We start from the raw sequence: 25,789 nt of genomic DNA on the forward strand, positions 1-25,789 counted from the left end.
AGGCATCTGCAAGCGCCCGGCTCCGGCCGGGCGTTTGCCGTTTTGACACAGCCAGAGTCAGACTTTTCGGAAACCAGTTCTCCCGATGCGAGTTCCGGCCAACTTTCATAGGTCCAGTTTTTGCCCTAGCGTCAGTCCTGTTTTCTGCGGAGCGGCATCGGCAGTTGATTTTAGCCAATTGCTGCGCTCTAACACTGATATGCAGATTTATCTTCCCATCGCCGAAGTCTCGGTCAACGCATTCCTGCTGCTGGGGCTTGGCGGTATGGTCGGTATCCTGTCCGGCATGTTTGGTGTCGGTGGCGGCTTCCTGATGACACCGCTCCTGTTCTTCATCGGCATCCCGCCGGCAGTGGCCGTTGCCACCGAAGCCAATCAGATCGTGGCCTCCTCATTCTCCGGTGTGCTTGCTCATTTCAGGCGCCGAACCGTCGACATCAAGATGGGCCTGGTTCTTCAAGCGGGCGGTCTTTTCGGTGCGGCGCTTGGGGTTGTGGTCTTCAACTATCTCAAAGCATTGGGCCAGGTCGATCTGCTGGTAAAACTCTGTTACGTCGTCTTTCTTGGCGTTGTCGGCGGGCTGATGTTCATCGAAAGCCTGAATGCGATCCGCAAATCCAAAGCCTCCGCAGGTGGCGCCCCCGCGCCGCGTCGGCAGCGTGGCTGGGTCCATGCCCTGCCCTTCAAGATGCGGTTCCGCACATCCGGCCTCTATATCTCCGTGATTCCTCCCTTGCTGGTCGGTGTCGTCGTCGGCATCCTCGCGGCAATCATGGGTGTTGGTGGTGGCTTCATCATGGTGCCAGCCATGATCTACATCCTCGGGATGCCAACCAAGGTTGTGGTTGGCACATCGCTGTTTCAGATCATTCTGGTCACTGCCTTTACCACGATGCTGCACGCGACCACGAACTATACCGTGGATATTGTTCTGGCGGTTCTATTGCTGATCGGCGGGGTGATCGGTGCCCAGATCGGCACCCGGATCGGCGTCTATCTCAAGGCTGAACAGCTCCGCATCCTGTTGGCGCTGATGGTAATTATTGTCTGCGTCAAACTCGGGCTGGACCTGTTGCTGATGCCATCTGAGCTTTACTCGCTCGGCAGCGATGGAGGGCACTGAGATGCTCCATCGCGTCATCAGGCAACGCCTCCGCCGCGCGCCGCAATCCCAGCCGGCCCGCGGCTCCGCGCGGCTCTGGATTGCATTCCTCCTGGTCCTGCCACTCGGGTCGATGGCCACCGCTCAGACCTCCACCGATCCGGCAGATAGCGACCCTCCCGCTGGCCCGCGCGAGGAAGTCGTGCTCGGTCTGAGCCAAGACCGTGTTGCCATCACCGCCGACTTCGATGGATCGGAAATCCTCGTCTTTGGGGCCGTGAAGCGGGAAGCCCCTATCCCGCAGGACGACCCTCTTCAGGTGATCGTCGCCGTATCCGGTCCGGCCTCGCCCGTGATGGTCCGCCGCAAGGAGAAAAAGCTTGGGATCTGGGTCAACACCGACAGCGTGCTGGTAGACTCGGCACCGAGCTTCTACGCAGTTGCGACAAGCGCGCCGCTCTCTCAGGTGCTGAGCGATACTGAGGACCTGCGGTATCGAGTCTCCGTGGGGCGGGCCATCCGCTCGGTCGGTGCCGGAATGCACATCCGCGGGGCACAGAAATTCGCCGAAGCCGTGATCCGCATCCGGTCCGAGAACAATCTCTATTCTCTGCGGGAGAACACTGTCGCCGTCGATCAGCAAACGCTGTTTCGCACTGCGATCGAGATGCCCGCCGACCTGACCGAAGGGGCCTATCGGACCCGCATCCTGCTCACACGAGGCGGATCGGTTGTCGCTCAGTACGAAACCAGCATCGACGTGCGCAAAGTCGGGCTGGAACGGTTTCTTTACACACTTTCACGCGAACAGCCGTTTCTCTACGGCCTTATGTCACTGGCCATTGCAATTGCCGCAGGTTGGGGTGCCTCTGCCGCCTTCCGCCTGCTGCGCAACAGCTGACGACCACGAACCAGATCCAGACCCAGACCCAGACCGCCGCGCACAGCGCGGCGCTACGCCCAACGGGCGTGGTGCCAGCTTGCTGGTCTCACAACGGGCGGGAGACCTCTGCAGTGACTATCCACGCCCGATGTAAGGCATCTTGGTTGCCATCACGGTCATGAATTGAACATTTGCCTCAGGCGGAAGATTTGCCATATGCAGCACCGACCGTGCAGCATCCTCAACGGCGAAGGTCTCCATCGCGCCCGCTGCCGGATCAGTCTCGGCCTGCCGGGCGCTCAAATCCGCAACCATCGGCGTGCGTGCGTTGCCGATATCAATTTGCCCGCAGGCAATATCAAACGGGCGCCCATCCAGCGACAGGCTACGGGTCAGCCCGGTGATCGCGGCTTTGGTCGCTGCATAGGGTACCGAATGTGGGCGCGGAACATGGGCCGCAATTGATCCGTTATTGATGATCCGCCCGCCCTGCGGGGCCTGCTGGCGCATTTGGCGAAAGGCCGCTCGGGCCGAAAGGAACATGCCGTTCAAGTTCACATTGACGGCTGCAAACCAATCCTCCAGCGCAATCTCATCAATCGTGCCGGAAGGGGTAAAGATGCCTGCATTGTTGAACAACACATCTAACCGTCCGGCCCGCTTTGCAAAGGTCTCCACGGCACGATCGACAGCCTCGGCATCGGTGACATCCGCCGGCACGACATGAGCCGTGTCGCGCCCCTGCGCCACGGCCTCCAGCGCCTCTGCGCGGCGGGCAAGCAGACCCACCTGCCAGCCTTCATCCAGAAACAGCTCCGCCACGGCACGGCCGATACCGGAGCTGGCTCCGGTGATCAGGATCGTGCGTCTAGAATCTGGAGCTTGGATCGTCATAGTGGGCTGTCCTCTTGCAGTTCCAGGGTCAGGGCGCCTACCGGCGCGGCCCGCAGGTCGTCCACCTGCAGAGGGCCTGTCGGCTTTGCCAGACGATTGCGCACCACCCAGATCAGGCGCTCCTGCGCCCGCGTAATGGCCACATAAGCAAGCCGCTTCCAGAGCGGTTGCCCGGCCTCCACCCGGCCCATGCGCGCCGCGGCATAGATATCAGGCGCAAAAACCTGCGCCGTGGGCCATTGCGAGCCCTGCGCCTTGTGAATAGTGACGGCCGCCCCGTGCAGAAACGCCGCCCCCATACGCGCAGCAAATGGAATGAAGGGTTCTTCTTCATCCGGTTTTTCGATCTTCACGATAGAGGCCGCGGAGACCTGCGGGTCCTCGGCTCCCATGACATGAAGGCGCGAGAATCCAGGCTTGCGACCCGGTCCGAGGTAGATGACCTGGGCCCCCTTGATCAGGCCGCGGGCTTCCAGATCCAGCCTTTTCTTGCGATGTTTCATCGGCAATTCGATTCCGTCGCAGATCAGCGGCTCGCCAGCCAGCAAACTGTCCTCCGGCGCACCGTGCACGTTACGAAACGCATTGATCAGCCGAATCCGGGTGTTGTTGCGCCAGACCAGAACCGGAGAACGTGCCATCAGATCCACCTCGACCCGTTGCCCCCAGACGACGCGATCATCCTGGCGAGAGAGGTCCTCAACCATGCGCTCAAAATCCTCAAACCCGATGTTCGGATCAGCCAGAGCATGAGCGAGGTCCAGAATGGGATTGCCTGCCTCTTGGCGGTGAATGCGGTTGAGGATCAGTTTGCGCTCTTCTGGCAGCGTTTCAAAAACCATGGCTCCGGATTGGTTCACCGGGGCGAGCTGTGCGGGATCGCCAAACAGCAATAATGTCGGGAAAATTTCCTGAAGGTCCTGGAACTGGCGGTCATCCAGCATCGAAGCTTCATCGATAAAGCCGATATCCAGCGGCTCCTCCCGCCGTTTCCAACCGGTGATGAAGTCAGATCCGCGCAGACCGGCAGCAGCCAACGCACCAGGGATCGACTTGTTGCGTTCATAAAACGCCTTCGCCCGCGCCAGGGCTTCTTCGGTTAACCCCTCGATTTCGGGTTCATCGCCACTACCCGCCAGCCATTCCGCTATCCGCTCATATTCCGGATCATAGACAGGCGTATAGAGGATCCGGTGGATCGTAGTTGCGGGAACACCACGAAGGCGCAGCACGCTGGCGGCCTTGTTTGTGGGCGCGAGGATTGCGAGTGTGCGCCGGTCCTCATTCTTCTTGCGGCTCTCATAGTCGCCGGAAACAACCTCGACACCGGCCTTTTCCAACGCCTTATAGAGCTCCGCCAACAACAGCGTCTTACCAGATCCGGCCTTGCCAATAACCGCCATTGCGCCACCGTCACCGCGGGGCGGGTGAAGCAGATCGTCTTCGAGATCGACCCCTGCGTCACGAAGAAGACTGCTGACACGATCAAAAGCGACGGCCTGATCGTCGGAGAATTTAATGGGTGCTGCGCTCATTCGGCGACACTACAGCCGCCGGGCCGGCTGCACCAGAGCAGACGGCCCCACATCATATCGTTTCAGCGCAGCTCGCCCTCCTTCAGCGCTATGCCCATCGACACCCTGTTCACCCCGTCAGCGCAACGGCTCCTGGCGCGCCTGCACCGCCAAAGGAGCGGTCGAACCAGAGTGTCGACAATTCCGGCTGAATGCCTGCCTTCTGCGCGACCCGGTGATACGCCTCGGTAGAATAGTCCCACAGGCCAAGGCAGATCCGGTCCCGCCCCGCGCCCATGGTGCCGACAATTTCCGGGCTAAACCCAAGAGAGCGGTAGATCCGCACCATCCGCCGATCAAACACCCCGGCAAAATGCGCGATATTGAAGTTCCGCATTATCTCAAGCCCGGCCAGGGTCAGTGCCCCGGCCACATTGCCGCTGACATGTCGGGACAGGCAGAACCGGGTGCATTCCCAGATCAGAGGGCTGCGGATCGCCTCCCCGCCGGTCAGCTCGGGAAAAACATCATTTACCATGATTGGACCCGTGGAGGGCAGAAAACGCATTGACCCACCGTGGCTGCCATCGGGCTGCTGCCAGATCACATATAGCGGATCAAGCGCATCGTATTCATCGCGTTCTTCCCCGCAGGCATCTACCGAGACCTCCCAACCCAGCCGCGTCTTGAACTGATCCGCGCGATCCACGAACATCGAATGGGCAAGCTCACGGTGCTTATACAGGTCGTGTGCATATACGTAACGAAGCATAACTTAGTCCCCTTTAGATAGAAAAGTGGGACCAGATTACGATCAGAAGATATTTTCAACTATAGGGTTAATGAACATCAACAGCTTCAACGTCTTAGATGATGATCAACCCGAGACTCAGTGCCCGTGCGATGGCATGCGTGGTGTTGATCGCCCCCAGTTTGAATCGCGCGCTCTCAATATAGACCCGCAATGTATGCTCCGAAATGGTCAGCGTCCTGGCCACCTGGGCTCTGCTGTAGCCCATCGCGAGCAAGGTTAACGCGTCAATCTCACGTGGGGACAGGGGTTGGACATGCTCCGGGCTGCGATCCGGTTCAAATTCCAGCGCCTTGCGGTTGAAGTAATGCCCGATCAGGATCAGGTCACGGCTGTGTCTGTCCGTGAATTTCGTCCAGGTCTCATCGTTGCAGTTGTGGCTGACCGTGAACAAAGCGAATTGCCCGTTTGGCCCACGGATCGGGATTGAGTACCCCTGATTGCCTACGTCATGGGCAAGGGCGTCCTGCAGAAACTCGCGCGCAGGCTTGGACGACCAATCAAGGCGGCGCCAGTCAACCGGGTGAAACCGCTGATAGCAGCCGATAATGACCGGATCGACACGCACATAGGCTTTTTCCTGATAGCGCTCGACCCATTCCCGCGAATAGGTGCCAAAGTGATAGTGATCGCCAGCACTGTCGACCCAGTGATACATGGCGTGATCAACCTCAAAGGTCTCACAGACCCGCTCAATGATCTCTTGCAGACCATCGACCGTTGTCGTGGCGTCCAAAACCTCAAGGATAAGATCAAGATTAACTTTGGTTGCCATGAAATGCCTGAATTCTCACTTGGTCTCAGCGCAGAACCTCTGCACCTATTTGGCTGTCGGCAGATCCAAATTGCCGCAGCTCTGGCCTTTGTGCCGCGATCATCGATGCAGCGTCAACGGTAAGCCCGCATAATGATCAGGTTTTTATTTCATAAGCGATTATCTAGGGCGCGGCCACAAAATGTCTTCACCATCAGCGCATGACCGCTGGTCATTCCGCACAAATGTTCGACAACCACGTTCGCACCAGCAAAACAATAACCCGCCAGTCACAGGAGCGACTGACGGGTGAAATAATGTGTCTCTCGAGGGTGTTTACCCTGCCAGAACATCCTCCAGTGTGCGCAGACCGGTCCGGGGCGCCTGAACCAGAACAGACATATTACCCGGCTTGTGCTCGTTGCGGAGCATCTTCATATGCGCCTCCGGCAGATCGTTCCAGGAGAACACCTCCGACATGCAGGGGTCTAGGCGGCGCTCGACCATCAGCTTGTTGGCAGCGGCGGCCTGCTTCAGATGCGCAAAGTGCGAGCCCTGCAAACGCTTCTGGTGCATCCACATGTAACGCACATCGAACGTCAGGTTATAGCCAGTGGTGCCTGCGCAGATCACAACCATGCCGCCTTTTTTACAGACAAAGGTCGAAACCGGGAACGTGCTTTCGCCCGGATGTTCAAACACCATGTCGACATTCACGCCTTTGCCGGTGATGTCCCAGATAGCCTTGCCGAACTTACGGGCTTCCTTGAACCAATTGGCATATTCGGGCGTGTTCACTGTCGGCAACTGACCCCAGCAGTCAAAGTCTTTGCGGTTGATCACACCCTTGGCGCCCAGCCCCATGACAAAATCACGTTTGCTTTCGTCCGAGATCACGCCAATGGCATTTGCACCAGCCGTATTGATCAACTGGATCGCGTAGGAGCCGAGGCCGCCCGAAGCGCCCCAGACCAGCACGTTCTGGCCCGGCTTCAGATCGTGCGGCTCGTGGCCGAACAGCATCCGGTAGGCGGTCGCAAGGGTCAGCGTATAGCAGGCGCTTTCTTCCCAGGTCAGGTGCTTGGGGCGGGGCATAAGCTGCTGCGACTGAACATTGGTGAACTGCGCAAAGGAGCCGTCGGGCGTCTCATACCCCCAGATGCGCTGGCTGGGAGAGTACATCGGATCGCCACCGTTGCATTCTTCGTCGTCGCCATCATCCTGATTGCAGTGAATGACCACCTCGTCGCCGACTTTCCAGCGCTTAACCTTGTCGCCCACGGCCCAAACGATGCCCGAGGCGTCGGAACCGGCAATATGGAACGGCGCACCGTGACCATCAAAGGGGCTGATAGGTGTGCCGAGAGCCGCCCACACACCGTTATAGTTCACACCCGCCGCCATCACGAGCACAAGCACGTCGTGGCTGTCCAGTTCGGGCACATCGACCACTTCCTGCACCATCGCAGTATCAGGGGTGCCATGGCGCTCTTTGCGGATGGTCCAAGCATACATCTTCTGTGGCACATAGCCCATCGGCGGCAGTTCACCGATCTCATAAAGCTCTTTTTCAGGGGCCTCGTAGGAGAGGGCGCCGTTCTGCGTGTCCAAAGCCATGCTGGCCTCCTTTTTTCCGCTGTTTGCCGCAATGCAGAATCGCAGCTGCTATCTAGGGAATAAGATCCGCCAAGCAACAATGCAACATCATTTATTTGATTTGGGTAATTTTATGACCCAGCGGATGCAGAATAATCCTTTGCACCTGCAGCAATACCAGCCTCTTTTGGCCCGTCAGTGTCAGGCTCCGGGATCAGATGACGGATTGAGTTTGCGTAGTAGACAAGCAGATCGTGTTGGTCGGCCACCACCTCGTAGCCGCCCGCTGTCTGTCGCAGGATGCCTCTCATCGTCAGTTGACGTAGCCCCAACTCGGCGGCGGAACCGCGGTCGTTGCGCGATGTATGGATATAAGCATAGGGCAATCGCGACAGCAGCGCGTCCATCCCTGCTTCAATATCCGCACGGCTGAGCGGCTGTTGACCCTTTGGGAGGTACTCCACAGTGGCGGCGACCAAGGCCACAGGCAATACCGGAACACATTCGCCGATACGACCCATCAGCTCCTGCGCAAGACTCGTCGGCGTGTCCTCTCCCCCGCTGCAAAGAACAAAGTCGCGCAGGCTGAGAGGGCGCCCAAAACTGACTGCCGCATAGCCGGATCGCTGGTAGCGCCTCGTCGCCCATAGCCACAGCTGACGCAGCATACGAACCGCCACCACATGGATGCGTGCGCGGAATCGTCGATCACCGGATTTCGCAGCCGATGTCAGGATCTTGTCTTCCAGCACGCGGTCGTAGTTCAGCGCAACAGGCACAAACACCACATCACGCCCGCCCTCGCCCTGTTCCGCCTGACCGTCAACGATGTATTTCAGCAGCCCCACCTTCGGCTGTGCCAAAGCGCCATCTAGGCTCAACCCGCCTTCGGGAAAAATCGCCTGGGTCACCCCGCCCTGCGTCGCCAGCCTCACATAGGTCGCCAGAACGCGACGATAGAGGTCATTGCGTGACTTACGGCGGATAAAATAGGCACCCATGGCCCGGATCAATCGCGACAACGGCCATACCCGCGCCCATTCACCCACCGCATAGGACAAGGCCGACCGGTCCGCCACCAGATAGGTGATCAGGACATAATCCATGTTCGAGCGATGATTCATGACAAAAACCACCGTCGCCTCAGGGTCTATTGCCTTCACTGCAGCTTCATCCAGATGACCGAGGCGAACACGATAGATCGCATTGGACAAAAACCGTGCGAGACGGATCGCGATGCTGAAATAGGCAACTGCGGAAAACGACGGGACGATCTCGCGGGCATAACGCCGGGCCTCCTCGAAGGCGACGTTTTCGGGAATGCCCTGCGCACGTGCATGGTCTGCAATCGCCTGGGCCACCTGCGGGTCATAGATCAGCCGCTGTATCATGTCGTAACGGCGTGCCAGTTTGAACGGTTGAATTGGTCGTTCCAGGCGGCGGTTCAACCGCGCCACAGCCCGCTCCAAACGACGACGGAAGAACCACCGCACCGACGGAAACAGGAAATGCGAGGCAAAGGTGATCGCGGCAAACAGCACGATAAGCACAAAAAGCCAAAGCGGGAGTTCCACGGTCTGCGTCATCCTGAGACCCTTCCCCATGCTTGCTGTCATTACAAGCACTTTGCCGGATCTGCAGAGGCCCCATATTTAGCAGCTGGCATGAAATGCCGCAACGCAGCGAATTGACATGGGTTTAAAATTGCAGTCTACATCAGCTTGACGAAATAAAATTACCGCAACACTGACTCGCGAGGCCCGACATGCCGCAGATGCAAAAAGACCGCCCCTGGCTGATCCGCACCTATGCCGGCCATTCCACGGCATCGGCATCCAACGCGCTGTACCGCGCCAACCTGGCCAAGGGGCAGACCGGCCTCTCGGTCGCCTTCGACCTGCCGACCCAGACTGGCTATGACAGCGACCACGTGCTGGCCCGCGGCGAAGTGGGCAAAGTCGGCGTGCCGGTTTGCCATCTGGGCGACATGCGGACCCTGTTCAATGAGATCCCGCTGGAGCAGATGAACACCTCGATGACCATCAACGCCACGGCTCCCTGGCTGCTGGCGCTCTATATAGCGGTGGCAGAGGAACAGGGCGCGGATGTGTCCAAGCTGCAGGGCACGGTTCAGAACGACCTGATCAAGGAATATCTGAGCCGCGGCACCTATGTCTGCCCGCCCAAGCCCAGCCTCAAGATGATCGCGGATGTGGCGGAGTACTGCTACACTAACGTGCCCAAGTGGAACCCCATGAACGTGTGTTCTTATCACCTGCAGGAGGCCGGCGCGACACCGGAGCAGGAGCTGGCCTTTGCCCTGGCGACCGCGCAGGCGGTGCTGGACGAGCTGAAACCGCGCATCGCGCCGGAGGATTTCCCGGCCATGGTCGGACGCATCTCCTTCTTCGTGAACGCGGGCATCCGGTTCGTGACCGAGATGTGCAAGATGCGCGCCTTTGTCGATCTTTGGGACGAGATCTGCCGCGACCGCTATGGCGTCGAGGACCCCAAGTTCCGCCGCTTCCGCTATGGCGTGCAGGTGAACTCGCTGGGGCTGACCGAACAGCAGCCGGAGAACAACGTCTACCGCATCCTGATCGAGATGCTGGCAGTGACGCTGTCCAAGAAGGCCCGCGCCCGCGCGGTGCAGCTGCCCGCCTGGAACGAAGCGCTTGGCCTGCCTCGCCCCTGGGATCAGCAGTGGTCGATGCGGATGCAGCAGATCCTGGCCTATGAAACCGACCTGCTGGAATACGGCGACCTGTTCGATGGCAACCCGGCAGTCGACGCCAAGGTGGAAGAGCTGAAGGAAGGCGCCCGCGCCGAGCTCGCCAACCTGGAATCCATGGGCGGCGCAGTGGCCTCGATCGAATACATGAAGGGCCGCCTCGTTGACTCCAATGCCGAGCGCCTGAACCGGATCGAAAAGAACGAGACAGTGGTGGTCGGCGTCAACAAGTGGACCGAAGGCGAGCCCTCGCCGCTGCAGACCGAAGACGGCGGCATCATGGTGGTCGACCCGGCGGTGGAGCAGGAGCAAATTGCGCGGCTGAACACGTGGCGCGGCGAACGCGATGCGGCGGCTGTAGAACAGGCGCTGGCGGCCCTGCGCGCCGCGGCGCAAAGCGGCGCCAATGTTATGGAGCCGTCGATTGCCGCCGCCAAGGTCGGCGTCACCACTGGCGAATGGGCCGAGGAAATGCGCAAGGTCTACGGCACATATCGCGGCCCGACCGGCGTGTCCGGGTCCGCCTCCAACAAGACAGAGGGGCTGGATGAGCTGCGCGAAAAGGTCAATGCCGTAAGCGACCAACTGGGACGCCGCCTGAAATTCCTCGTCGGCAAGCCCGGCCTAGACGGCCACTCCAACGGCGCCGAACAAATCGCCTTTCGCGCACGCGACTGCGGTATGGATATCACCTACGATGGGATCCGCATGACACCCGAAGAACTGGTAGCATCGGCACTGGCGGACGATGCACATGTGGTGGGCATGTCCATCCTCTCCGGCAGCCATCTGCCCCTGATTGAGGAGCTGATGGGTCGGATGAATGATGCGGGCCTGTCGCATATTCCGGTTGTCGTTGGTGGAATCATTCCCGACGACGACGCTGCCCGCCTTAAAAAGATGGGTGTGGCCCGTGTTTATACCCCCAAGGATTTCGAACTCAACGCAATCATGGGTGATATTGTTGAACTTGCAAAACAACCGCAAACGACTTCACATTAGCGGATTTTCGCAAATCAATTTAATCGACACAATTTTCTTGGTGAAATCACCTTGGGAATAGGGTCATAAATGAATGCGCCTCGTAGCATCACGATGCGCATTCATTTATGGAGAAGAAAATGGCCGTTGACCTCACAACGATGTCACGAAAAGAGCTTTTGGAATTGCAGGCGAATGTCGAAAAGGCACTGAAAGAAGCCGAGCAGCGCGAGCGCATCGAAGCATTGAAAGCCGCCGAAGAAGCTGCCGCAAAATATGGTTTCTCGCTTGACGAGATTGCAGGCAACAACCGGGGCACTGCCAAGAAAACCAAGGCAGCTCCGAAATACCGCAACCCGCAGAACCCGGAAGAAACCTGGACCGGTCGCGGTCGCAAACCTCATTGGGTCCATGCAGCGCTGACATCGGGCGTTGATATTTCCGATCTGGAAATCTGATTTCCAGAAGTTGAGGACAAAGTATGACTGTTCATATCGGAGCCGCCAAGGGCGAGATTGCCGAAACGGTATTGCTGCCCGGCGATCCCTATCGCGCGAAATGGGCCGCCGAAACATTTTTGAAAGATGCCCGCCTCGTGAATGAAGTGCGCGGAATGCTGGGCTTCACCGGCACCTGGAATGGGCATCCGGTCACCATTCAAGGCAGCGGAATGGGCATGCCTTCCCTGTCTATTTATGTGAATGAGCTGATCCGTGACTACGACGCCAAAACCTTGATCCGCATTGGGTCCTGTGGCGGAATGCAGGACAAGGTGAAAATCCGTGACGTGATCCTCGCCATGACGGCAACCACTGTCAGCTCCCCTTCGCGTGGGATTTTCAAAGAGGTCAATTTCGCCCCCTGTGCCGACTGGTCCCTGCTTCAGGCTGCCGCGAAGGCCGCAGAGGCGCATAAGCTCACGCCGCATATCGGTGGCATCTACTCATCCGATGTTTTCTATGACGAGCGACCGGACCTGAACGAGCAGATGGTGCGTCATGGTATTCTGGGCGTCGAGATGGAGGCAGCCGAGCTTTATACCCTGGCGGCCCGCTACGGACGCCGCGCGCTGGCGGTGCTGACGGTATCCGATCACCTCGGGACAGGCGAGGCGCTGCCGTCCGATCAGCGTGAGCGGAGTTTCGGCGACATGGTGGAAATCGCTCTCGAAGCGGCCTTTGCCTGAACTGAGAAATCGCAAAGACCCATAGAAAAGGCAGCGCCGATCGCGCTGCCTTTTTCGTTCTGCCAGCAGACAGGCTCAACCGCGCCCGTGACTACGGTCATACCCGTTGCGCGCAGGTGGCCGCCAATCTCCCAATGCACCGCTTTCGGGGGTGAAGACCTCAATCAACAACGGATGACAGGACGCGGTGTCACTTGTGTGTTCGTCACCACAATCGCCTCCCGGACAGGCGCTCAATGCGCCCAAGAGGTCAATTTCCGCAAAAAACTCAAGATAGTCGCCTGGGCGCACTGGGCTCGCTTTCATGAAGTACTGCCCGGTGTCACGAGTAAATCCGGTACACATGAATACGTTCAGGACATCGTGAATATGCGGCTCGGCTGCGTCCAGTGGCATATCCAGATGATCTGCCAGCGCCCGGGTCAGGTTGGAATGGCAGCAATGATGATAGTGGCCGCCAGACAGCAGGTTACCGGTGTAGGGGTCGCAGCGGGTGCCGATCACGTCATGAACCGAGCCGCCATAGCCGTCGATCCCGTACCAGCCCAGGCTATCCGCAACAATGGTCGCCATCGGACGCAGATGCGGCAGGCTGCTCCACAGCCTCTCCCCCGTGGTTACATGAGTTCCATGCAGCGCACGCGTCTTGCCGGAGAAAAAGCGCTCGGTCAGATCAGCACTGTTCCAGAGATTGAGGTCCCCGACCTGCGGCCCCTCGACCGACGTGATACGAAAGAAGCTTCCAGCAGAGACGCTGAAACAGGCCGCCTCCCGCGGCGAGACCAATACTTCGGCGGTTTTCTGCGCCGTCTCACGAGCAGTCCGATATCGCGACAGATCCGGCTTGGGCAATGTCTCGTTCGGGTAGCAGATGACTGGCGCCACGGCACGCCGTTGCTCTGCATCTTCGGGAGGCTGTGCCTCGGTGCCGGGAAAATCAGTAGCGGACATGGCGCAAACCTCTCTGTTGTTTGCGCCATGAAATCCAATGCAGCCGCCGGAAACAAGCCGACATTGCAGGGTGCTCAGGCCCTGCTGATCAAAGATCCGAGATCAGATCACCACCGCATCGAGCGGTGGAAAGCCGTTGAAGCCAACGGAGGCGTAGGTCGTCGTATAGGCTCCACAGGAATGGATCACAACGCGATCCCCTGCTTTCAGATCAAGCGGCAGCTGGTAGAGCTGCTTTTCATAGAGCACATCAGCACTGTCACAGGACGGGCCCGCCAGAATGCAGGGGCCGGTCTGCTCATCCCCATGATCGGTGGTGATCCGGTAGCGGATAGCCTCGTCCATGGTTTCCGCCAGGCCTGAAAATTTGCCGATATCCAGATAGACCCAGCGGTGCAGATCGTGCGCATCCTTGCGCGAGACCAGCAACACTTCGGCCGCGATCGCGCCAGCCTCAGCCACCAGGCCACGACCGGGTTCCGCCATGATCTCGATTGCGTCGGGGAAACGTGCCTCCACGAGCGCCATGACCTCCTGCGCATAGCGATTAGGGGCCATCACCTCGGTGCCGTAGCTCGCCGGGAAACCGCCACCGATGTTCAGAAGGGTCAGCTCATGACCGGCGGATTTTGCGGCCTGCCAAACCTGGGCAACCTGATCAAGCGTACCAGCCCACATCTGCGGCTCGCGGGTTTGCGAGCCAACGTGGAAGGATACGCCGGAGACAATCAACCCAAGCTCGCGGGCGCGGTCCATCAGGCTAAGCGCCATCGCACTGGAGCAGCCGAACTTGCGGCTGAGCGGCCAATCCGCCCCGGTGGCTTCGACCAGCAGGCGAATGCAGACATGGGCACCAGGCGCATGGGCGGCCAGCTTGTCCAGCTCGGCCAAGGCATCAACCGCGAAATGGGTGATCCCGATCTCATGAGCAAAGGCGATATCGCTCGGCCGTTTGATGGTGTTGCCGAAGGAAATCTGGCCAGGCCTTGCGCCTGCAGCCAGACACATTTCAATCTCGGCGCGGCTGGCCGCATCGAAATTTGCCCCCATAGTGGTGAGCCGACGCAGAATCTGCGCTTCTGGATTGGCTTTTACCGCATAGTGGATTCGGGCACGCCCAAGGCCTTGGGCCAGGGCGGCGTATTGCCGGGCAACAGCTTGGCTGTCAATCACCAGTGTCGGGCGGTCAAACGCGGTCTGTGCGATATAGGACAGGTGGCGAGAAACGGGGACAATAGCATCTTGACGGGCAAGTTGCCCGGTTACGTTTGCGTTCATGGTCATCTCCAAAAGACCCGGCCATCTATGACCGCTCACTTCAATCAGAGACGTTACCGTCGCTACGTAACCATGGGGGATAACCCTTGGGACAGAGGCGCGTGCGTTGGCGTCTGTCCGCCATATCTACCAAACACACGAGTCGATCAAGAGTTTTCTGGGCCACTGAAGCCCTTATTTTCATGGGGAATTTGATCAGATTTCAGCCATGCACCTATTGCAACACTTACCCGGTGTTTCGAGGTCTGAGGCATGCACGCGGCGCACCGTCTCCTGGTTGGACGGCACCACAGGATGCACAGCGCCACTGGCTCGCCGACTTTTCCTGACGCCAGCGACAATCCCGGCTGAGGGTGGATGTATTGTGGCGCCAAAGGAAATATCCAAGGACACCGAGCAACAGAAAGAGGATCAACACTGGCATATCGCCTGTTTACCGATCCCCACTGTCAGCCGCAACTTCGGGGCGCAGTGGCTGCTCGACAACGCAGAACGCCGCCCACAGCAGGTGAGCGGCGTTCTCCCTAATCAAAGCTTGGCAGGGCTTAAACCGCGCGTTCAACCATCATCTGCTTGATATGCGAAATTGCCTTGGCCGGGTTCAATCCCTTCGGGCAGGTCTTCGCACAGTTCATGATGGTGTGGCAGCGATAGAGCTTAAACGGATCCTCCAGCTCATCCAGACGCTCAGGGGTTGCCTCATCGCGGCTGTCGATGATCCAGCGGTAGGCGTGCAGCAGCGCGGCCGGCCCAAGGTAACGATCCCCGTTCCACCAGTAGCTCGGGCAGGATGTCGAGCAGCTGGCGCACATGACGCATTCATACAGCCCGTCCAGCTTCTTGCGATCCTCGATGGACTGCTTCCACTCTTTCGCGGGGCGGTTGGTCTTGGTTTCCAGCCATGGCATGATCGAGGCATGCTGGGCGTAGAAATGGGTCAGATCAGGGATCAGATCCTTCACCACCGGCATATGCGGCAGCGGGTAGATCTTTACGTCGCCCTTGATCTCATCGAGGCCGTAGATACAGGCCAGGGTGTTGATCCCATCGATGTTCATCGCACAGGAGCCGCAGATCCCCTCGCGGCAGGACCGGCGGAATGTCAGGGTCGGATCGATCTCATTCTTGATCTTGATGAGCGCGTCCAGAACCATCGGACCGCATTTGTCCATATCGACAAAATAGGTATCCACCTGCGGGTTCTTGCCGTCATCCGGATTCCAGCGGTAGATGCTGAATTTGCGCACATTGGTTGCGCCTTCGGGCTTGGGCCAGGTTTTACCCGTGGTGATCTTGGAATTTTTCGGAAGTGCGAATTCGACCATAGATCGTTCTCCTTGCTTAGCTGCCCGCCAGCCACAGGCACAAAGCGCTGCGCTGGCAGGAGATCGGTGTCCGCGCTCCGGCAGGGCCGGAACGAAGATCTGTCGGTGTGGCGACCCGGTCGGTCGCAATCTGGCAGGCGCAGGGCAGCATCAGCGCAGCCCTCCCGCCGCTATCGGCGTCTGATCTGCAAGCGACGCAAGCCTTTTGGCATCGTCAGGGTAGTGTCGGCTCAGCGCGGCAAGCAGTGCCGTGTCACGCGCTGCGATATGCAGGATCGCCTGATACTCAGCGTCACCGGACATGCGCTGCCAGCGCTGATCCGTCCGCAAATCAAAATCGGCGCCAGCCTCTGGCGTATCAAAGGACGAACCACCGCCATAGCGCTGAACCTTGCCAAGGGTATTGTCAACGCAGGGCAGCCCCAGTCGATCCAGCAGAGCGGAGCGGTATTCCGCGTCATGTATCCAGACATCATAGTCAATCACGGTCAGAGCGAGATCATCCGCCTGCGCGACCAACTCCAGCATCTTGCGGTAGCTGTCGATCGCCCGCAGCACCGAAGCGCTACGATACGCTACCGTGAAATCCGGGTTCCGTTGTAGCTTCTTCAAAAGCGAGGCCGACCAGTTCAGAAACCCACGCAGCAACAGGATATCACCGCTCAGAAGAGTCTCGTCCAGATCACCGGAAACTGGCCGTTCCAGACCGAAGTCCGACGGCACCGTATCCTCATATGAGATGAGCAAAAGGCCACCGGCCCCCAGCGTTGCCCCCAACCCTGCCAGATCGCGCGTATCATGGCGCGCCAGCTGCACAGCGTTGCGCTCCACTCCCTGATGATGCGCCAGCGGCCCCCGGCCCGATTTGCAATTGTTGAAGAACAACGCCTGTCCGTGCGGCGCATTGCGCTGCAACCAATTGGCAACCGCATGATTGCCGGAACGACGCATCCCGAACATCCGCAGCGCAGCATCGGGCCGCCAGCCGAGTTCTGGCCAACAGCCCGCATTGCCAACAACGCCTGCAACCGGCGTCACCGACGATGTCCGGCCTGTCGCCATCACGCGACCACCTGCACAGATGTCGCCACTCCCCCGCGTATGCGGGGAAATGTTGCAATCTGATATGCTGGGGCTGCCTGCATCACGCTCTTAGAAGGTCCGTGCTTTGGGCGCGATCTTCGCCTCGCTGATGCCACCTTCGGCCTCAGTGGTGAGCGGCTCGACGATCACCGGGCGATAGGACAGATCCACCTTGTTGCCATCGACGCGGCTGACGGTATGAACCCGCCAGTTTTCGTCGTCTCGGTTGGTGAAATCCTCATGCGCGTGGGCGCCACGGCTTTCCTTGCGCGCCTCGGCGCCAACGATAGTGGCCAGCGCGTTTGGCATCAGGTTGGTCAGCTCCAGCGTTTCCATCAGGTCCGAGTTCCACACCAGAGACCGATCGGTCACAGCCAGATCATCAAGCTTAGCAGCGATCGCTGTCATCTTGGTTACGCCTTCGGACATGGTCTCCGAGGTGCGGAACACGGCAGCGTCGCTTTGCATGGTGCGCTGCATCTCAAGACGCAGATCAGCGGTTGGAATACCGCCCTTCGCGTGGCGCAGACCATCAAACCGATCAAAGGCCTTGTCGACCTGTGCCTGGTTCAGCACCGGGTTCGGGGCATCCGCATCGACAACCTTGCCCGCACGGATCGCTGCGGCGCGGCCAAAGACCACGAGGTCGATCAGCGAGTTCGACCCCAAACGGTTGGCACCATGCACCGAGGCGCAGCCCGCCTCGCCCACAGCCATGAGGCCCGGCACAACGGCGGTCGGGTTACCTGCGGTCGGGTTCAGCACCTCGCCCCAATAGTTGGTCGGGATACCGCCCATGTTGTAGTGCACCGTGGGCAGAACCGGGATCGGTTCCTTGGTCACGTCAACACCGGCAAAGATCTTGGCGCTTTCGGAAATACCCGGCAGCCGCTCGGCGAGCGCCTCGGCCGGAAGGTGGCTGAGATTCAGGTGAATGTGGTCGCCATGCTCGCCAACACCGCGACCTTCGCGGATTTCCATGGTCATCGAACGCGAAACATAGTCACGCGGCGCGAGGTCCTTATACTGGGGCGCATAGCGCTCCATGAACCGCTCGCCTTCGGAGTTGGTAAGATAGCCACCCTCGCCACGCGCGCCCTCGGTGATCAGACAGCCGGAGCCGTAGATCCCGGTCGGGTGGAACTGAACGAACTCCATGTCCTGCAGCGCCAGGCCTGCGCGCGCCACCATGCCGCCGCCGTCGCCGGTGCAGGTATGCGCCGAGGTGGCAGAGAAGTACGCCCGGCCGTAACCGCCGGTCGCCAGCACAACCATCTTGGCGTTGAAAACATGCATGGTGCCGTCGTCCAGCTTCCAGCAGACAACGCCCTGACACTGCCCGTCCTCGGACATGATCAGGTCGATGGCGAAATACTCGACATAGAACTCAGCATTGTTCTTCAGCGACTGACCATAGAGTGTGTGCAGAATGGCGTGGCCGGTCCGGTCCGCAGCGGCGCAGGTCCGCTGCACTGCGGGACCCTCGCCGAACTCTGTGGTGTGACCGCCAAAGGGACGCTGGTAGATCTTGCCTTCCTCGGTACGCGAGAACGGCACGCCGTAATGCTCCAGCTCATAAACCGCCTTGGGCGCTTCACGGGCCAGATATTCCATCGCGTCGGTGTCACCCAGCCAGTCAGACCCCTTGACGGTGTCATACATATGCCACTGCCAGTGATCAGGCCCCATATTTGACAGCGATGCCGCGATGCCGCCCTGCGCCGCGACGGTGTGGGAGCGGGTCGGGAACACCTTGGTCACACAGGCTGTGCGCAGGCCCTGTTCTGCCATGCCGAGGGTCGCACGGAGGCCAGCACCACCGGCGCCAACCACGACCACGTCATAATCATGTGTTTCGTATTCGTAAGCAGCCATTGAGAACCTCGGAATTTACAGGGCCAGGCGGATCAGCGCATAGGCGCTGACAGCGGCCACGGCATAGGACAGGCAGGTGATCAGAATAATCGTCAGACGACCTGCAAAACCGTGAACATAGTCTTCGATCATAATCTGCGCGCCGGATTTGAAGTGCATCATGCCCACCCAGATGGTCAGCAGAGCAACCAGCGCCGGGAACGGGCGCGCGTAATAGGCTGTGATCTCTTCGTAGGATCCCCCCAGCGCGGAGCCAAAGGTGAAGACAAACAGCGGAACCAGGATCAGCAATCCAATGGAGCTGACCTGCATCGACCAGTGATGTGCTGTACCGGATTTTGCTGCACCCATGCCAACGGCACGCTTGCGATCTGTCAAATAGCGCATTGCGACGGCTCCTTCAGCTCAGACGATAACAAGGGTGAGGACGGTCAGAACAACCGATCCGATAATGACGGCCCAGCCCAGTTTCTGCGCGGGTTCCAGATCCAACATCTTGCCGTTGTCCCAGATCAGGTGACGCACACCGGCCAGCGTGTGGTACCAGAGGCCCAGCACTGACAGGCTCATCACGATGTCGCCGAGCCAGCTGGTCATCACCGCATTTGCGGTGCGGAAATAATCTTCAGAAGTTGCCGCCGCCAGAAACCACCAGGCGATCAATAGCGCGCTCACAAGCAAGGCATTGCCCGTAATCCGCGTCAGGATCGAGGTGATCGAAGTGATCTGCGGGCGGTAGACCTGCAAATGTGGCGAAAGCGGGCGGTTGCCCCGATTTACATCGGCCATGTTGGCTCCTTTCCGGTTAGCTGACGACGTTTTAGCGGTTTTTTGCGTCCTGTCACGCAAACGAGCGGTAAAAATGCGCAGTTATTTTTGGGAATGCTACGAAAACAACAATATGTGATCACACGGTTCCGGTAAGTGATCACAAAACAGCATATAGGTGAATCCTTACAGAATCACATGGTGTTCGCGAATTTAATGGACTGACGGGACAAAGCTGCCCAAATCTGCATTTTGCTGTGCCACTTCCCGCAACAGTTTTTTGCGGATCGCATCTGGATAGTCGTCGAATCTGGCCGCAGTCTGAACAAAGGCGCCGGGTCCGTGAATGAGCTGTTCAAAGAAATACGCCGTCAGATCCGGCTCGCTCTCCTCAATTGCAAGCGCATTGACAGTCACCCCTGCCGCGCTGAGAGCACCGCGCATCGCCGTCGGCTCGATCCCCTCATTCGACGGCCCGTCACCAGAAACATCGATCACCCGGCGGCGACAGCTCGGCACCAGCTGGAACTGCTCCAACGCCAGCTGCAGTGCCTCACCGATGCCGGTTGCGTAGTTGCGCCAGGGGCGCGGAGCACTGGCAATATCCGCAGCCAGCCGGTCGACCGCCGGGAAATCTGTGACGCTGCGCCAGCTGAGCGTCAGGTCCTGGCGCCCGCTGCCCGACCATTGAATTAGCGCTACCCGCGCCTGTGCCCGCACCAGAGCCTCGGCGACGATCCCATCGCGCAGCGCCGCAGCCAATCCCTCCATCTGCGTGCGGTATTCCTCGACATCGACGCTGCCGGAGACGTCAACCGCCAGAACCAAGGCAAGATCGCACGCCCGCGCCTGCATCGGCGCCAGTGTCACAAGCATAATAACGCACAGTCGAAGGATCCGCATATTCCAAGCTTAGCGAAAACCGGGCGGTTGCCCTATCGTTTTTCGCAGCCCGCCCGCTGTCCCGCAAACAGGGTCTCGATCGGCGCCCAGTGACCCAGCACCTGGCGGCTGTGCCGATCATAGGCGAACCAATTGCCGCCACCAGCGGGCTGATCCCAGCGCCGGTCAATCGCCACGCCCCTCAAGGCGCAGTATAGCAGTGTGCCGACCGCCCCGTGACCACAGAAAACTAGCGCTGAATCCGGGTAATCCTGCTCCACCGCCTGAACCTCCCGCTGGATCCGCGCCTGCGCATCCACAGCTCTCTCCCAGCCTCGTACCGACTGCGACGGCTTCGCAAAGAAGGCATCAGCCTGCACCTCAAAGGCGTCAGGCAAAAGATACCCTGTGCTGGAGCGATCGTTCTCATGCGTGTCCGGTCGACAGCTGACCAGCGCCCCAAGCGCGGCGGCCAGCGGCGCGGCGGTCTCGACCGCTTTGCGTTCGGCGCTGGCGATCACCGCCGCCTTGCCTGTCGGCTGCAATATCGTCAGACGCTGCGCCAGGTGCGCCACCCGCGCTGAGCCGACCGCGGACAGCCCCCAATCAGGCGGGGCGACAGCCGCGTCTATCTCCACCTGCGGATGCGTGATGTAAAGAACAGTGGCGGGATCAAGTTCGATCATTTCACACCCATTGATCCCGCGTAGGTCATCGTGGCATCAGCGCCCAATAGTCCAGATCCAACAGGACCTCGGGCCGATATTTGCCGTCATCCCCCTTCAGCTGGAACGGAGCACCGCCACTCGTCGCAACCAGACGTAACCGGATTGCCCCAACCCCGGGAGCCGCGGTTTCCGCCTTGTCCAGAACCTCCGACCAGGCGCGAATGGTCATGCCGGATGTGCAGGGGTTTGCGTGGGCGCCTCCATTCAGCCCCACGATCATCTGTGCATTGGCAAGGCCGTTGAACGACAGCGCCCGCGCCATGGAAATCACATGACCACCATAGATCAATCGTGAGCCATCGGGCCGCGCGGTGGTGTCGAAATGCACTTTGGCCGTGTTCTGCCACAGGCGCGTGGCCAGCATGTGCTCAGCCTCTTCAACAGTGACCCCGTCAATATGGTCTATCTGCTCGCCAACCTCATAGTCGCCCCAGCGATGCGTCTCGCCTGCCAGCGTGAAATCATAGTTGGAAAAATCCAGCCCGGCAGGAATGACCAGCTCCTCAGCAGAGATCACCCTGGCCAGGTCCGGAATGCAGGTCTCCGGCGCAGGGACGTCCAGATCGCCTTTGCGCACCATCACCCAGCGAACATAGTCAAGCACGCAATCATCATGTTGGTTGAGGCCACGCGTCCGCACGTAGACCACGCCGGACTTTCCGTTTGAGTTCTGCTTGACCCCAATCACCTCACTCTCGGCGCGCAGGGTGTCGCCCGGGTAAACAGGCAGGTGCCAGCGCCCCTCCGCATAACCGAGGTTCGCCACCGCATTCAGCGAAACATCCGGCACGGTTTTGCCAAAAACCATGTGAAACGCCGCCAGATCCTCCAGCGGCGATTGAGCCAGACCACATCCGCGCGCAAATTCATCCGAGGAATAGAGCGCATGTCGCGCCGGGTAGAGCGCATGATACAATGCGCGCTCCCCACCTGAAACCGTCCGCGGCACCGCATGATGCAGCACGTCGCCGACGGCATAGTCCTCAAAGAACCGGCCCGGATTGGTCTTGGCCATTAGTGATCTCCCAATTTGGTGTCAGGGGTATAGGTGCCGGGCACCTCTTTCACCACAGATTGACCACAGCGCATGATACCCTTCACCGGATCGAAGGTCTGGGTGGGGCTGCCATAAAGCTCCCACCCTTTGTTCAGTGCATCGGTCACCTTGTGGCAGAAGGCCGAGGTGTCGTCCTCGGACAGAAAACGGTAGAGTTTCATCAGCGATCACCCCGGAAACGGCGAAGGGCCAACCAGCCCGTGGATATAGCCGATCACCCCCAGAAGCACGATCGACGCGACAAGGAACATCCCATCTTTTGCGATGCTGCCTTTGGGGTTCGGCGTCCAGTTCGGCTCGGACCGGTTGATCACAACCATTTCAGCCAGCGCCCAGACGAGCATACTGCCAAAGAGCACAAAAGAGGCCGGATCCCAATTCACCAGAAGATGCGCCACGGCCCACATCGCAAAGCCGAGCAGCATGGGGTGACGCAGCTTGTAAAACAGCGCCCCCTTGCTGGGGCCAGGACTGGTAAAGTAGAGGCCAAGCAACACCAGAGTGTTGTTGATATGGGTAAGAAACGGGGGCGGCAGCGCCAGATCGAAGGATTCGGCACTGCGGTAGCCGATCACCATCAAGACAACGCTTACAAGCAGCGCAAGCGCCATCATCCCCTTGCCACGACCCCCCATTGCGGCGCGCACATCCGGCGCCAGCCTTTTGAAGAAATGCGCGCCCCACCAGATCAGGATGCCTAGAAGCAACAATGCCATGTCAGTCTCCCCAAGAAATATGACTGACCCAACGCCTAGGCGGAAAACGCCGCAATTGCATCCGCTTTTGCGAGAATTTCGCGGGCCGTGGCGACATGCAGGTTTTCGACGATCTTGCCATCGACCACCGCGACCCCCTGCCCCTCTGCTTCGGCTGCATCGAAGGCCGCGATCTGACGACGGGCGAGGTCAATCTCATCCTCTGACGGAGCAAAGGCCGTATTCGCCACATCAACCTGCGCCGGATGGATCAGCGTCTTGCCGTCAAACCCCATGTCGCGGCCCTGGGCACACTCCACTGCAAGGCCCTCGCCATCCTTGAAGGCATTATAGACCCCGTCCACAATAATGACCCCTTCCGCCTTTGCCGCGAGCAGACATTGACCGAGCCCGGCCATCAACGGCAGCCGATCCGCGCGGAAACGGACCTGTAGCTCCTTGGCGAGATCGTTTGTGCCCATCACCATGCCCTGAAGCAGCGGGTGTGCGGCGATTTCTGCTGCGTTCAACATGCCGCGAGGCGTTTCCATCATTGCCCAGAGCGGCGTATCGCCTGTGACCTTGGACAGCTGATCCAAGTCAGCGGCAGAGGACACCTTGGGCAGCAGTATTGCATCGCAATCCATCTCGGCCGCCGCCTCTGCATCCGCGGCGCCCCAGCGGCTGTCCAGACCGTTGATCCGAACGATTTTCATCCGACCGCCATACCCCCCTTCGTCCAGTGCCGCCGCCAGCGTCGCCCGGGCGTTTTCCTTCTCATCGGCAGAAACGGCATCCTCGAGGTCAAAGATAATCGCATCCACAGGCAGGCTGCGCGCTTTGTCGAGCGCGCGAGGCTTGGAACCGGGGATGTAAAGTACCGAACGATAGGGACGTGTGCGCGGATCCATGAGCGACCTCCTGAGACATTTTGTTGCGCAAACGGGTACCCAAGTGAAAGGAAGCTTTCAAGTGAAATTACGCCGCAGCGCAGAATTCCCGACATCACACCGGTTGGAAACGAGTCACCGTGAAAACCTAAACACTTGGAACGATTTATTATTTTAAAGAAAAATCAAGGAGAACTCTGCGTTAATGGGATGTCAGCATCTATTTGCAACACTTTTCAGACCGGATGAGGACCGAACCAAAACGGCATGACCCTTCCGGGAGCGGGCAAACAGATCCGCGCAGACGATGACGCGATACCGGCGCGATGCATGACCCGCCCGGGTCGGATCACACGACCCGAGGGACCGCCCCGCTGCCGGATCTTCCGGAAAGGGTAAAACCCATGTTGAAGAAGACGTTTGAAGTTGCAGTTCTCAAAGGCGCCACGTTGGCGGCACTTGGCCTTATGGCCCTGCCGGCGGCGGCACAAACCAGCAATAACTGCGCGCCCCGCGATCAGGTCGTGAAACGGCTGGCTGAGCGCTACGGTGAAAGCCGCCAAAGCATTGGGATTGGCCAACGTGGTGTCGTGATGGAAACATTCGCCTCGGCCGACACTGGCAGCTGGACAATCACGATCACAACGCCGGGTGGGGTGACATGCCTTGTTGCCTCGGGCCAATCCTTTGAGTTCCTGGCTGAGGCGCTCCCAGCTGTCGACAGTGACGCCTGACAGACGGCCCACCCGAAGACAGAAGACCACCTGCCCAATTGGTCGGTTCGTCTAGCGGCGGAGGGGAGCAGCAAACGGCCCTCTGCCAATCTGGCTGACCGGGACTACGGGCACGGATAAAGACACCTGGATTTCTCTGGCTCCGGCATTTTAAACCTTTGGGGCGGGGTCGATCATTAGGTCAACCCATCCCAGATCAGCTTGGTCCCCGTGGCCAGCAATAAAACATAGGTCAGTCCAAAAAATAGCGGCTCAGATACCCGGTGGTGCAGCCGCACCCCGATCCAGGCCCCCAGCAAGGCAAAGGGCGCCAACATCAGATCAAGTGTCAACGATGCCGGGGTCACCAACCCAAGCATCGCATAGGGCACGAACTTCGCCATATTCAGAACGCCAAACACCAATACGGTAGAGGCCTGATATTCCGTCTTGGTCATGTTGCGCCCCAGCAGATAGACCGCCGCCGGCGGCCCGCCGGCATGGCTTACAAAGCTGGTGAACCCCGCAACCAGTCCGGCCAACAGCCCGGTCACATCAGCGTTCTCACGCGGCTCTGCCAATCGCGCCCGCAGATGCCCCGACAGCTGCCAAGCCACAAACCCCACCGAGATGACACCGATGAGGATCCGCATGGCATCTGCGTCGACAGATCGGTAGAAGACAGCCCCCAACAGCACACCGGGCAAACCGCCGACAATCAGCAAAAGCGACTCGCGCATCCGCCAGCGCCCCCAGTACGGTCGGAGTGATGCCACATCAATCAGCATCAGCAACGGCAACATAAAGGCTAGTGCTACACCAGGCTCCACAATCAGAGCAAGAATCGAGGATGAGGCAAAGGCAGCACCAGAACCAAAGCCCGCCTTGGAAACACCCGCGAAGGTAACTGCCAGAACCGCCACCAGAAAAAACATAACCGTGATCTCGGGCATCTGAGAAATCCCTCTAAGTGCCTCATATGTCGATTTTTTAAACAGATCCGTCCGAAATGAACAGTCTGCGGCAGATCAGCCGTAGCCACGCAGGGATCTTGCGCCAAGACACAGAAGGGCTTAGTCCTCCCGGCAATCA

General features: G+C 59.3%; 26 protein-coding genes. 6 read left to right on the top strand and 20 right to left on the bottom strand.

Annotated features, from left to right (window positions below):
• Positions 1 to 199: 199 nt before the first annotated feature.
• Together VWZ81_RS13775 and VWZ81_RS13780 are read left to right on the top strand one after the other, a co-directional pair.
• Positions 200 to 1,123 (top strand): sulfite exporter TauE/SafE family protein, encoded by a 924-nt coding sequence (locus VWZ81_RS13775; RefSeq protein WP_340544330.1) that lies wholly within the window; start codon positions 200 to 202, stop codon positions 1,121 to 1,123.
• 112 nt (positions 1,124 to 1,235) lie between these two features.
• Complete coding sequence (locus tag VWZ81_RS13780; protein WP_340546273.1) at positions 1,236 to 2,003, top strand: TIGR02186 family protein; 768 nt, start codon at positions 1,236 to 1,238, stop codon at positions 2,001 to 2,003.
• Positions 2,004 to 2,120: 117 nt separating this feature from the next.
• On the opposite strand, the gene VWZ81_RS13785 is transcribed toward VWZ81_RS13780, so the two are convergent.
• The 6 genes from VWZ81_RS13785 to VWZ81_RS13810 all read right to left on the bottom strand — a co-directional run bounded on the left by VWZ81_RS13785 (position 2,121) and on the right by VWZ81_RS13810 (position 9,140).
• Positions 2,121 to 2,879, bottom strand: a complete 759-nt coding sequence (locus VWZ81_RS13785; RefSeq protein ID WP_416540707.1) for an SDR family oxidoreductase — start codon at positions 2,877 to 2,879, stop codon at positions 2,121 to 2,123.
• The gene (locus VWZ81_RS13790) at positions 2,876 to 4,414 is read right to left on the bottom strand and encodes an ATP-dependent DNA helicase (protein WP_340544328.1); all 1,539 of its coding nucleotides are present in this window, start codon (positions 4,412 to 4,414) and stop codon (positions 2,876 to 2,878) included. The genes VWZ81_RS13785 and VWZ81_RS13790 overlap by 4 nt, the downstream gene beginning before the upstream one ends.
• A gap of 109 nt (positions 4,415 to 4,523) precedes the next feature.
• A complete protein-coding gene (locus VWZ81_RS13795) occupies positions 4,524 to 5,165 on the bottom strand; it encodes an acyl-homoserine-lactone synthase (protein WP_416543348.1) in 642 nt (213 codons plus the stop codon).
• Positions 5,166 to 5,259: 94 nt separating this feature from the next.
• A complete protein-coding gene (locus VWZ81_RS13800; RefSeq protein WP_416543349.1) occupies positions 5,260 to 5,979 on the bottom strand; it encodes a helix-turn-helix transcriptional regulator in 720 nt (239 codons plus the stop codon).
• A 315-nt stretch (positions 5,980 to 6,294) separates the two neighbouring features.
• Entirely contained in the window at positions 6,295 to 7,575 is a 1,281-nt protein-coding gene (gene ccrA / locus VWZ81_RS13805) for a crotonyl-CoA carboxylase/reductase (RefSeq protein ID WP_340544323.1), read from the bottom strand.
• Between the two features lie 110 nt (positions 7,576 to 7,685).
• The gene (locus VWZ81_RS13810) at positions 7,686 to 9,140 is read right to left on the bottom strand and encodes a 1-acyl-sn-glycerol-3-phosphate acyltransferase (protein WP_416543350.1); all 1,455 of its coding nucleotides are present in this window, start codon (positions 9,138 to 9,140) and stop codon (positions 7,686 to 7,688) included.
• Between the two features lie 179 nt (positions 9,141 to 9,319).
• Here VWZ81_RS13810 and VWZ81_RS13815 point away from each other — a divergent pair, with 179 nt between their 5' ends.
• The 3 genes from VWZ81_RS13815 to deoD all read left to right on the top strand — a co-directional run bounded on the left by VWZ81_RS13815 (position 9,320) and on the right by deoD (position 12,452).
• Entirely contained in the window at positions 9,320 to 11,287 is a 1,968-nt protein-coding gene (locus VWZ81_RS13815) for a protein meaA (protein ID WP_416543351.1), read from the top strand.
• A 119-nt stretch (positions 11,288 to 11,406) separates the two neighbouring features.
• The gene (locus VWZ81_RS13820; RefSeq protein ID WP_340544320.1) at positions 11,407 to 11,724 is read left to right on the top strand and encodes an H-NS histone family protein; all 318 of its coding nucleotides are present in this window, start codon (positions 11,407 to 11,409) and stop codon (positions 11,722 to 11,724) included.
• 23 nt (positions 11,725 to 11,747) lie between these two features.
• Positions 11,748 to 12,452, top strand: a complete 705-nt coding sequence (gene deoD, locus VWZ81_RS13825; RefSeq protein ID WP_340544319.1) for a purine-nucleoside phosphorylase — start codon at positions 11,748 to 11,750, stop codon at positions 12,450 to 12,452.
• 75 nt (positions 12,453 to 12,527) lie between these two features.
• Here the strand turns inward: deoD and VWZ81_RS13830 are convergent, their stop codons facing one another.
• From VWZ81_RS13830 to VWZ81_RS13890, 13 genes are all read right to left on the bottom strand, one after another.
• A complete protein-coding gene (locus VWZ81_RS13830; protein WP_416543352.1) occupies positions 12,528 to 13,403 on the bottom strand; it encodes an urea carboxylase-associated family protein in 876 nt (291 codons plus the stop codon).
• Between the two features lie 102 nt (positions 13,404 to 13,505).
• Complete coding sequence (locus VWZ81_RS13835) at positions 13,506 to 14,687, bottom strand: type III PLP-dependent enzyme (protein WP_416543353.1); 1,182 nt, start codon at positions 14,685 to 14,687, stop codon at positions 13,506 to 13,508.
• Between the two features lie 539 nt (positions 14,688 to 15,226).
• Complete coding sequence (locus tag VWZ81_RS13840; protein WP_340544315.1) at positions 15,227 to 16,006, bottom strand: succinate dehydrogenase iron-sulfur subunit; 780 nt, start codon at positions 16,004 to 16,006, stop codon at positions 15,227 to 15,229.
• 150 nt (positions 16,007 to 16,156) lie between these two features.
• Positions 16,157 to 17,068, bottom strand: a complete 912-nt coding sequence (locus VWZ81_RS13845) for a hypothetical protein (protein ID WP_416543354.1) — start codon at positions 17,066 to 17,068, stop codon at positions 16,157 to 16,159.
• A 90-nt stretch (positions 17,069 to 17,158) separates the two neighbouring features.
• Positions 17,159 to 18,964, bottom strand: coding sequence for a succinate dehydrogenase flavoprotein subunit (gene sdhA / locus VWZ81_RS13850; protein WP_416543355.1), 1,806 nt, complete (start codon positions 18,962 to 18,964; stop codon positions 17,159 to 17,161).
• Between the two features lie 15 nt (positions 18,965 to 18,979).
• Entirely contained in the window at positions 18,980 to 19,351 is a 372-nt protein-coding gene (gene sdhD / locus VWZ81_RS13855) for a succinate dehydrogenase, hydrophobic membrane anchor protein (protein WP_340544311.1), read from the bottom strand.
• Positions 19,352 to 19,369: 18 nt separating this feature from the next.
• The gene (sdhC, locus tag VWZ81_RS13860; protein WP_416536455.1) at positions 19,370 to 19,753 is read right to left on the bottom strand and encodes a succinate dehydrogenase, cytochrome b556 subunit; all 384 of its coding nucleotides are present in this window, start codon (positions 19,751 to 19,753) and stop codon (positions 19,370 to 19,372) included.
• A gap of 192 nt (positions 19,754 to 19,945) precedes the next feature.
• Positions 19,946 to 20,635 carry a DUF1194 domain-containing protein gene (locus VWZ81_RS13865; RefSeq protein ID WP_416543356.1) on the bottom strand — a complete coding sequence of 230 codons (690 nt, stop codon included), beginning with the start codon at positions 20,633 to 20,635 and terminating at the stop codon, positions 19,946 to 19,948.
• Between the two features lie 32 nt (positions 20,636 to 20,667).
• Positions 20,668 to 21,300, bottom strand: a complete 633-nt coding sequence (locus VWZ81_RS13870) for a histidine phosphatase family protein (protein ID WP_416543357.1) — start codon at positions 21,298 to 21,300, stop codon at positions 20,668 to 20,670.
• Positions 21,301 to 21,325: 25 nt separating this feature from the next.
• Positions 21,326 to 22,357 carry a MaoC family dehydratase gene (locus tag VWZ81_RS13875; protein ID WP_340544305.1) on the bottom strand — a complete coding sequence of 344 codons (1,032 nt, stop codon included), beginning with the start codon at positions 22,355 to 22,357 and terminating at the stop codon, positions 21,326 to 21,328.
• Positions 22,357 to 22,560, bottom strand: a complete 204-nt coding sequence (locus VWZ81_RS13880; RefSeq protein ID WP_340544304.1) for a DUF1737 domain-containing protein — start codon at positions 22,558 to 22,560, stop codon at positions 22,357 to 22,359. Before VWZ81_RS13880 ends, VWZ81_RS13875 begins: the two co-directional genes overlap by 1 nt.
• 6 nt (positions 22,561 to 22,566) lie before the next feature.
• On the bottom strand, positions 22,567 to 23,115 hold the full coding sequence (locus tag VWZ81_RS13885; protein ID WP_416543358.1) for an NnrU family protein: 549 nt from the start codon (positions 23,113 to 23,115) through the stop codon (positions 22,567 to 22,569).
• Positions 23,116 to 23,150: 35 nt separating this feature from the next.
• Positions 23,151 to 24,005, bottom strand: coding sequence for an HpcH/HpaI aldolase/citrate lyase family protein (locus VWZ81_RS13890; RefSeq protein ID WP_340544302.1), 855 nt, complete (start codon positions 24,003 to 24,005; stop codon positions 23,151 to 23,153).
• Between the two features lie 383 nt (positions 24,006 to 24,388).
• Here VWZ81_RS13890 and VWZ81_RS13895 point away from each other — a divergent pair, with 383 nt between their 5' ends.
• Entirely contained in the window at positions 24,389 to 24,718 is a 330-nt protein-coding gene (locus VWZ81_RS13895; protein ID WP_340544300.1) for a hypothetical protein, read from the top strand.
• Positions 24,719 to 24,894: 176 nt separating this feature from the next.
• Here VWZ81_RS13895 and VWZ81_RS13900 read toward each other — a convergent pair whose 3' ends face one another.
• Entirely contained in the window at positions 24,895 to 25,650 is a 756-nt protein-coding gene (locus tag VWZ81_RS13900; RefSeq protein ID WP_416536451.1) for a sulfite exporter TauE/SafE family protein, read from the bottom strand.
• Between the last annotated feature and the right edge of the window lie 139 nt (positions 25,651 to 25,789).

Origin of the sequence: Phaeobacter sp. JH20_34 (assembly GCF_048056095.1) — a bacterium.
Taxonomy (GTDB): domain Bacteria; phylum Pseudomonadota; class Alphaproteobacteria; order Rhodobacterales; family Rhodobacteraceae; genus Phaeobacter; species Phaeobacter bryozoorum.

Bases quoted from the DNA above. Each gene is read 5' to 3' on its own strand.
- VWZ81_RS13775 (WP_340544330.1), top strand. From the start codon at position 200: ATGCAGATTTATCTTCCCATCGCCGAAGTCTCGGTCAACGCATTCCTG.
- VWZ81_RS13780 (WP_340546273.1), top strand. From the start codon at position 1,236: ATGGCCACCGCTCAGACCTCCACCGATCCGGCAGATAGCGACCCTCCC.
- VWZ81_RS13785 (WP_416540707.1), bottom strand. From the start codon at position 2,879: ATGACGATCCAAGCTCCAGATTCTAGACGCACGATCCTGATCACCGGA.
- VWZ81_RS13790 (WP_340544328.1), bottom strand. From the start codon at position 4,414: ATGAGCGCAGCACCCATTAAATTCTCCGACGATCAGGCCGTCGCTTTT.
- VWZ81_RS13795 (WP_416543348.1), bottom strand. From the start codon at position 5,165: ATGCTTCGTTACGTATATGCACACGACCTGTATAAGCACCGTGAGCTT.
- VWZ81_RS13800 (WP_416543349.1), bottom strand. From the start codon at position 5,979: ATGGCAACCAAAGTTAATCTTGATCTTATCCTTGAGGTTTTGGACGCC.
- ccrA (WP_340544323.1), bottom strand. From the start codon at position 7,575: ATGGCTTTGGACACGCAGAACGGCGCCCTCTCCTACGAGGCCCCTGAA.
- VWZ81_RS13810 (WP_416543350.1), bottom strand. From the start codon at position 9,140: ATGACGCAGACCGTGGAACTCCCGCTTTGGCTTTTTGTGCTTATCGTG.
- VWZ81_RS13815 (WP_416543351.1), top strand. From the start codon at position 9,320: ATGCCGCAGATGCAAAAAGACCGCCCCTGGCTGATCCGCACCTATGCC.
- VWZ81_RS13820 (WP_340544320.1), top strand. From the start codon at position 11,407: ATGGCCGTTGACCTCACAACGATGTCACGAAAAGAGCTTTTGGAATTG.
- deoD (WP_340544319.1), top strand. From the start codon at position 11,748: ATGACTGTTCATATCGGAGCCGCCAAGGGCGAGATTGCCGAAACGGTA.
- VWZ81_RS13830 (WP_416543352.1), bottom strand. From the start codon at position 13,403: ATGTCCGCTACTGATTTTCCCGGCACCGAGGCACAGCCTCCCGAAGAT.
- VWZ81_RS13835 (WP_416543353.1), bottom strand. From the start codon at position 14,687: ATGACCATGAACGCAAACGTAACCGGGCAACTTGCCCGTCAAGATGCT.
- VWZ81_RS13840 (WP_340544315.1), bottom strand. From the start codon at position 16,006: ATGGTCGAATTCGCACTTCCGAAAAATTCCAAGATCACCACGGGTAAA.
- VWZ81_RS13845 (WP_416543354.1), bottom strand. From the start codon at position 17,068: ATGGCGACAGGCCGGACATCGTCGGTGACGCCGGTTGCAGGCGTTGTT.
- sdhA (WP_416543355.1), bottom strand. From the start codon at position 18,964: ATGGCTGCTTACGAATACGAAACACATGATTATGACGTGGTCGTGGTT.
- sdhD (WP_340544311.1), bottom strand. From the start codon at position 19,351: ATGCGCTATTTGACAGATCGCAAGCGTGCCGTTGGCATGGGTGCAGCA.
- sdhC (WP_416536455.1), bottom strand. From the start codon at position 19,753: ATGGCCGATGTAAATCGGGGCAACCGCCCGCTTTCGCCACATTTGCAG.
- VWZ81_RS13865 (WP_416543356.1), bottom strand. From the start codon at position 20,635: ATGCGGATCCTTCGACTGTGCGTTATTATGCTTGTGACACTGGCGCCG.
- VWZ81_RS13870 (WP_416543357.1), bottom strand. From the start codon at position 21,300: ATGATCGAACTTGATCCCGCCACTGTTCTTTACATCACGCATCCGCAG.
- VWZ81_RS13875 (WP_340544305.1), bottom strand. From the start codon at position 22,357: ATGGCCAAGACCAATCCGGGCCGGTTCTTTGAGGACTATGCCGTCGGC.
- VWZ81_RS13880 (WP_340544304.1), bottom strand. From the start codon at position 22,560: ATGAAACTCTACCGTTTTCTGTCCGAGGACGACACCTCGGCCTTCTGC.
- VWZ81_RS13885 (WP_416543358.1), bottom strand. From the start codon at position 23,115: ATGGCATTGTTGCTTCTAGGCATCCTGATCTGGTGGGGCGCGCATTTC.
- VWZ81_RS13890 (WP_340544302.1), bottom strand. From the start codon at position 24,005: ATGGATCCGCGCACACGTCCCTATCGTTCGGTACTTTACATCCCCGGT.
- VWZ81_RS13895 (WP_340544300.1), top strand. From the start codon at position 24,389: ATGTTGAAGAAGACGTTTGAAGTTGCAGTTCTCAAAGGCGCCACGTTG.
- VWZ81_RS13900 (WP_416536451.1), bottom strand. From the start codon at position 25,650: ATGCCCGAGATCACGGTTATGTTTTTTCTGGTGGCGGTTCTGGCAGTT.